Source organism: Bradyrhizobium sp. CCBAU 11386 (genome assembly GCF_028128955.1).
Taxonomy (GTDB): Bacteria; Pseudomonadota; Alphaproteobacteria; order Rhizobiales; family Xanthobacteraceae; genus Bradyrhizobium.
On sequence record NZ_LBKA01000134.1, the window covers coordinates 1 to 5,937 of the forward strand.

The 5,937-nt window shown below is 55.3% G+C and carries 4 protein-coding genes and 1 pseudogene; 2 read left to right on the forward strand and 3 right to left on the reverse strand.

Going from position 1 to position 5,937, the window contains the following annotated elements; translation table 11 throughout:
* Together XI09_RS09075 and XI09_RS09080 are read right to left on the reverse strand one after the other, a co-directional pair.
* A pseudogene (locus XI09_RS09075) lies at positions 1 to 180 on the reverse strand (IS110 family transposase); the annotation flags it as partial.
* 540 nt (positions 181 to 720) lie between these two features.
* Entirely contained in the window at positions 721 to 1,899 is a 1,179-nt protein-coding gene (locus XI09_RS09080; protein WP_271566535.1) for a M24 family metallopeptidase, read from the reverse strand.
* A 1,262-nt stretch (positions 1,900 to 3,161) separates the two neighbouring features.
* Here XI09_RS09080 and XI09_RS09085 point away from each other — a divergent pair.
* A complete protein-coding gene (locus XI09_RS09085) occupies positions 3,162 to 3,638 on the forward strand; it encodes an Lrp/AsnC family transcriptional regulator (protein ID WP_183250356.1) in 477 nt (158 codons plus the stop codon).
* A 254-nt stretch (positions 3,639 to 3,892) separates the two neighbouring features.
* Here XI09_RS09085 and XI09_RS09090 read toward each other — a convergent pair whose 3' ends face one another.
* Positions 3,893 to 4,750 (reverse strand): acyl-CoA thioesterase, encoded by an 858-nt coding sequence (locus XI09_RS09090; RefSeq protein ID WP_271566536.1) that lies wholly within the window; start codon positions 4,748 to 4,750, stop codon positions 3,893 to 3,895.
* Positions 4,751 to 5,410: 660 nt separating this feature from the next.
* Here XI09_RS09090 and XI09_RS09095 point away from each other — a divergent pair.
* Entirely contained in the window at positions 5,411 to 5,596 is a 186-nt protein-coding gene (locus XI09_RS09095; protein WP_271566537.1) for a hypothetical protein, read from the forward strand.
* Positions 5,597 to 5,937: the final 341 nt, after the last annotated feature.

Below are 5,937 nucleotides of genomic sequence, written 5' to 3' on the forward strand. Positions count from 1 at the left end.
CACCGGCATGGCCGAAAGCGCCGCCTTAACTTGGCGGGCTTCCAAACTGACGGCCGGCAGCCCCAGTTCGATTAGATTTGCGGCCAGCCATTCTGACGTCGGTCCTGCCTCAAGGCCCACCCGTTCAACTTGACCAGCCCATGGTTCGAGGTACTGCACAATCGATGGCGCGTCCGCCAACGTCGTTCCCTCCCGGATAAGCTTTCCGGTCTCGTCCACCGCACATACCGCAACGGAATTCAGCGAAACATCGAGGCCGACCTAGATCATGACGTTTCTCCTTCGGATAGAGTTGGTCCATGATCGTCAGTCAAAACGTGCCGCGCAGCAAATAGGTCAGGCGATCGGGACCGAATACCCCATCTCTTCCTTAAAGCGGTTGCGCTTCATGCTCTGGTCCTCATATGAGCCAGAGCGAACTTCAATCTGGATTAAGTCCAGGGGGCAAGGTCACCGCAGAGCCATCGCAGGCTCAACAGGCGCCGATCGCAGCTCGCCATCGAATGCGATTCAACGGTGTTACTGCCTGCTGATGGCGGAGCTGGAGGGGACATCGTCAGCAGCGCGAGACACTGCAACGGAATAACAAAGGCCATCGTTACCTCGTCAGCCGCCGCCACATCGTCGCGCTTGGTAGGACACCCAAGTATCGAATGCCAGCCGCGGCAACGCGGCCGCAGCCCGCAACAAAAACTAGGGCTGCGACCTATAACTGTTCCACTATTTGACGAATAGGACCCGCGGTGTCGAGGTCAAGGGCTCATAACCCTTGTCAGTGACGGCGAAGGGCTGAGTTATGGCGACGCTTCGATCGTCCAGCCACAATCCAGGCATCATATGAAAACACATGCCGGGCTGAAGAACTGTTTCGTCTCCCTTTCGCAAATTCGCGGTGCGCTCGGCCACTGATGGCGGATAACCAATTCCGATGGGATAACCGAGCCTACCTTCTTTCTCGATTCCATGGCGTGCGAGTACTCGTGCGAAAGCCTCCTGGACTTCAGAGCACGTGCGACCCGGACGTACACTTTCAAGGCCTGCATTCAAGGCCTCGACTGCAATCTCCGACAACTTTTGGTAGGCGACGGAGGGCTTCCCGAGACAAATCGTACGGGCAATATTGATCTGATATCGAAGTCGATTTCCGTGGACCTCGACATTGATTGTCGTAGACGCCGGAAGTGGCTTGTCGGTCCAGGCGGAGTGGGGTGCGAGAGCGCGTTCGCCAACGCAAAGATGTAGCGCTGAGGAGGCATAGCTACCTCCGAATTCCGGCGTACCTGAAATCTGCTGGTGATAGATGGCAGCCGCCAGGTCGCATTCGCGCATGCCCGGCTCAGCGGTGTCGACCGCCCGCTTAAGCATCGCATCTCCGATTTGACCAGCCTGGCGCATGAGAGACAGCTCGGCTGGACTTTTTGTGAGGCGGATCCAGTTGATTAGCAGGTCTGCGTCTACGAACTTGGCGTTGGGCAGCGCCTTAAGAAGATCAGCATGTGCGCGTGCTGAATAGTAGAACCCTCCCATCTCTACGCCAATGCAGGCTCGTTCACCGCCAATTTCCTTTACGACCTCTGCCACGAAATCATACGCGGATAAGGTGCGTGAGTTTACATACTCATCTGGAAAGGGCCTGATGTTATGTTCGGAGAGATAGGTCGTAAGTTTTGCCGAGATGCGATCCATAAAGCGTGTGATAAAGATGGGCTCGGCGTGATTAAGCGCTACGATCGCCATTTGTGGCGTATAGAACGAATAGGCATCGTAGCCGGTCAGATAGTTCAGGTTTGGGGGCTCGGAAACGAGCAGAATATCGATCCCGCGCTTAGCCAACTCTTTTTTAACGGCCGCAACGCGCTCATCGAATTCGGCCCGTTCAAAGTGCAGTAGCTTTTCCATATTTTACGTAGCCTCCAAGTGCTAACTGAATTCGCGGTTGGATGCACTCTTTCAGGGAGGACCAGCTCACGGCGCTCTATCGTGAGCTGGTCCACAAGTTTGCTTCCGATGCGCACCCTGAACCAAGCGTACCCCATCATCACGTCCAATTCCTGCCTGGAAGAGCCGGTGCGCTCATAATTTCTGCGTTCTTTCGAAACGCGCGCTAAATTGTGCAACCTTAGAGGCTCAAGTTGTCAGCCCCCTTACTTTGTAAGCGTGCCTCTGCCTGCTCGATCATCTCTGGTTTGGAATAACCGGCGCACTAACCACAAGCAGCCTTGCTTCGGCGCACAATCGCGCGCGGAAGCAAACTTTGAGAGGCCGATTTGCGTCCCTCAATTCTAACTTCGAATATGACAGCTTAACGAGGCCGGCACGGTGCGACCCGATATTCTGCCAACTGTATCGGAAAATTAGATCCGAGTGCTTGGCGGTCACTTCATTGCCGTCACTCCTTTTCGAGCGGCGAACCCGTGCGCTCCGACGCTCAAGAGGCGAGAATATAACTCTCGCCGCCCCAAGCATGGCCTCTAGGTTCGAGTGAGATCCTTTAGGGCGTCCGCGGCCCCTGCACAAGCACACGGAAGGACGCGCATTTTGCATCGCGCAATAAAGGCCTCGCAGATCGATAGGCTTTGGCGACGCCCACCTGAAGTACCCCGCGAGGAACATCCGATCTTTCGGCCGTTCTCGCTACCGCCAGAGCCGAGAGGGTTGGCAGCACGCTCCACTAAGACATCCGCGCGAGCAAGGACTGCGCACAATCGTGACAACTCCAAAATTCCCGGGGTTGACCGCCACGGCGATACCGACTGGCTGTGTCCAAGGAAAATGAGAACAAGTCTTACGAATGGTCGAGCCTCAACCGCGCCTAGCCGACCGGTTCGTATCAACGACACTGCTACAAGCGAAGTCCCCGATATCAAGACGAGCCTCTCGTTCGTTCATCCGGACAGGTGCCGTCTCTGGGCGCAGCGCGCTCCAAGAAATCGCGACGACGCACGCTCTGTGATGACCCCTCACGAAGCGGTTAAAGTGCGGACGGTCCTGCGATACTTTGGGGCGAGTTAACGGTCTCGTACGGTACTTTGTTGAAATTGCCGACACAATCAGGTTACCTTCCGCACAGATTCTTTTGCGTCGCTTTTCCGATCGAGCGGGAGGATTTTCTGCATCGCGCCCGGATTTGTCGGCGAAATTCATCATCGCTGGAGCCTCTTATGCAATATGACCGAATAGATGCCCGCATTCTCGAGATCGTGCAGAAGAATAATCGACTCACATCCGAGACAATCGGCGAACTAGCTGGTCTCTCTGCGACTGCGTGTCAGCGACGACTGAAGAGGCTTCGATCAGAAGGTATCATCGAGGCCGATGTCTCAATCGTCTCACCAAAGGCGGTTGGTAGGCCAATTCAAATGCTCGTACTAGTTACTTTGGAGCGAGAGCGTTCAGACATAATCGATAAGTTCAAGAAAGCGATCAGATCGTCCGCCGACGTGGTCAATGGATTTTACGTCACCGGTGACGCTGATTTTGTCCTATATGTCACAGCGCGCACCATGGAAGATTACGAGCATTTCACTAGGCGTTTCTTCTATGAGAACTCAGACATCAAGGGCTTTAAGACAATGGTCATAATGGACCGAGTGAAGGCGGGCTTTGGGATTCCAATCGATGCGCCGCCCGAGGACTGAAACGATTGCAACTGGCAAAACGCGCGCACGCATGGCTTCTCTGAAAGATGATTCCGCTTAGCGTCTCAGCGTCATCTCCAGGGTGGCGCCAGTCTACAAGCGTCGACTTGTCTTGGCACGCCTTCTTCGAAGCCAATTGAGCTGCGCCGCATTTATTATCTATTGTGGTTGGAACATCCGCAATCCTGACCCGCAAGATGATCCTGGCTGCCAAAGCCGTCCACGATCTCAATCCGGAAGCAGAAGTTCCTCGGTCAACGCCGCACGCGGATCGAGCCTTCTTGAGCAACCGAGGCCACCAGCGTACCGTCTTCCTTGAAGATCAACCCGCGCGTAAAACCCCGTCCTCCTTCCGCGCTCGGCGAGTCTTGGGCGAATAGCAGCCAATCATCAGCCAGAAACGGGCGATGAAACCAAATTGCGTGATTGAGGCTCGCCGCCATCATACGCGCGTCGTAAAGCGTGCGTCCATAACGAGCCATCACCGTGTCGAGCAACGACCAATCCGAAGCATAGGCTAGCGCACACATATGCAGCGCCGGATCGTCGGGCAGCTTCGCGGCGGCCTTAATCCAAATGTGAATGCGACCATCTCCGATCTCCTCACCGAGATATCGGGCGATCTCGACCGGGCGCAATCGAAAGGGACAATTGGGTTGGAGAGCCGGGACCCGTTTTTGCATCTCGGGAAAGCTTGGCTCCTTGAGTAACTCATGACTGGTGAGCTTTTCCGGGCTTGGCACATCGGGCATTTTGTCTTGGTGGTCAAAGGCGCTCTGCTCTCCAGCGTGAAATGACACCACCATCGAGAAAATCGAGCGGCCTTGCTGACGCGCGCTGACGCGCCGGATCGAATAGCTCTTGCCATCGCGCAGGTTGGTAACCCTGTAAAGGATCGGCATTTGCGGGTTGCCACCCTGGATAAAATTTCCCTGCAACGAATTCGCCAGCCGGTGTTTCACCGTACGCGATGCTGCCATCATAGCTTGCCCGACGAGCTGGCCGCCGAACACCCGTTGCGAACTCGAGCTCGGACTATGTCCGCGAAACATGTTCGCCTCGATCTGTTCGACATTGAGGATGACGCGCAGGTCAATTACGTCTTTGGACATTGATTCACTCTCAGTTTGCGCGACGTCTTCCGCACGCGCCTAGACCTGAAAACTTCTGGGCCGAACTCTTGCGAGTGTCCATAGATTGCGGTATCACGCCCTAGCTCAATGCTTCTTCCGTTTCGCCGCCACGGACCAAGCTCAGCGGCGGAACGAAAGGCAATTGTGCCGCGTCCGGCATAAGGCAAATAGATGGGCCGCGATTGCATCACCTTCAGATCGAGATCAAAGCGCTTACCTGTCTTTCGCACATTTTACATTCGAGGTGCAGGAACTGGGCCAGGATCCAAGGTCCGAATTGCAGCGGCTTTCTTCCCCGCAACGTCGCTTTCGCAACAAGTTTAGTGTTCTCAAACAAACCTTCGGTCGCATTGTAACGGAAGGCACATGGCGCATGTGCTGAACGATAAGCAGGGATTAAGCAAACGCAGAGAGAGGCATACAAGGGGGCTTAGACCTACTCGGATAGATCTCGGCTGATCTGAGGGCGACAAACTGGACCATTTTGACAAGAGTTTTCGCATCGAGCCTCCGGCTGGGAAGAGCGAAGAACGACTTTTTATAGACCTCCAGAAGGTGTTTTCTCGAGCAGGGCGACGAGATCATTACTGCGGCGGAGATCTGCTGCAAGGCGGGAATCGGTCAAGCGACTATTTCGACTTGAAGAAGAACTTCGACAGAGTGCCGCCGAGGGAGATGCGATGGCTGAAACAGCGCGAGGAGGAGAACGGCAAACTGAAGAAGCTGGTGGTGGACCTTTCGATCGATAAGGAAATGCGGCAGGGCTTGAGCTGCCGAAATTATGACGCCCGGCCGAACCGCGAGGTGGTCAACAAGATATGGTGACTGGCAGGTGTCGATCCGCCGGTCCTGCGACGCTCTCGAGTTTGATCGCTCTGCCAGACGACAAGTCTCGTCCCTCGGGTCAGCTGCTATGGAACAGAAGATCAAGGAGGTCCGTCCACCTCCGAATTCGCTGCGGCTATCGTGGTCTTGTCTTACTTTTCCGCTGTTGGCGACATAGTCAAAACAAGACGCGGCGCGTCTACCGCGAGTTGGGTCACAATCGCGCAGCTAAACGCGGGAAGGGCCAAGCTGCGCGATGACTGCAGGCCGACCACGCGCGTTCGAACGACAGTTGGCGATGGACTTAGTCCATGACCAGCTGTCCACCGGACATAAGCTTT

What these genes read in the sequence shown, in the direction of transcription:
- XI09_RS09085 (WP_183250356.1), top strand. Translation starts at nt 3,162, where the DNA reads ATGCAATATGACCGAATAGATGCCCGCATTCTCGAGATCGTGCAGAAG.
- XI09_RS09080 (WP_271566535.1), bottom strand. Translation starts at nt 1,899, where the DNA reads ATGGAAAAGCTACTGCACTTTGAACGGGCCGAATTCGATGAGCGCGTT.
- XI09_RS09090 (WP_271566536.1), bottom strand. Translation starts at nt 4,750, where the DNA reads ATGTCCAAAGACGTAATTGACCTGCGCGTCATCCTCAATGTCGAACAG.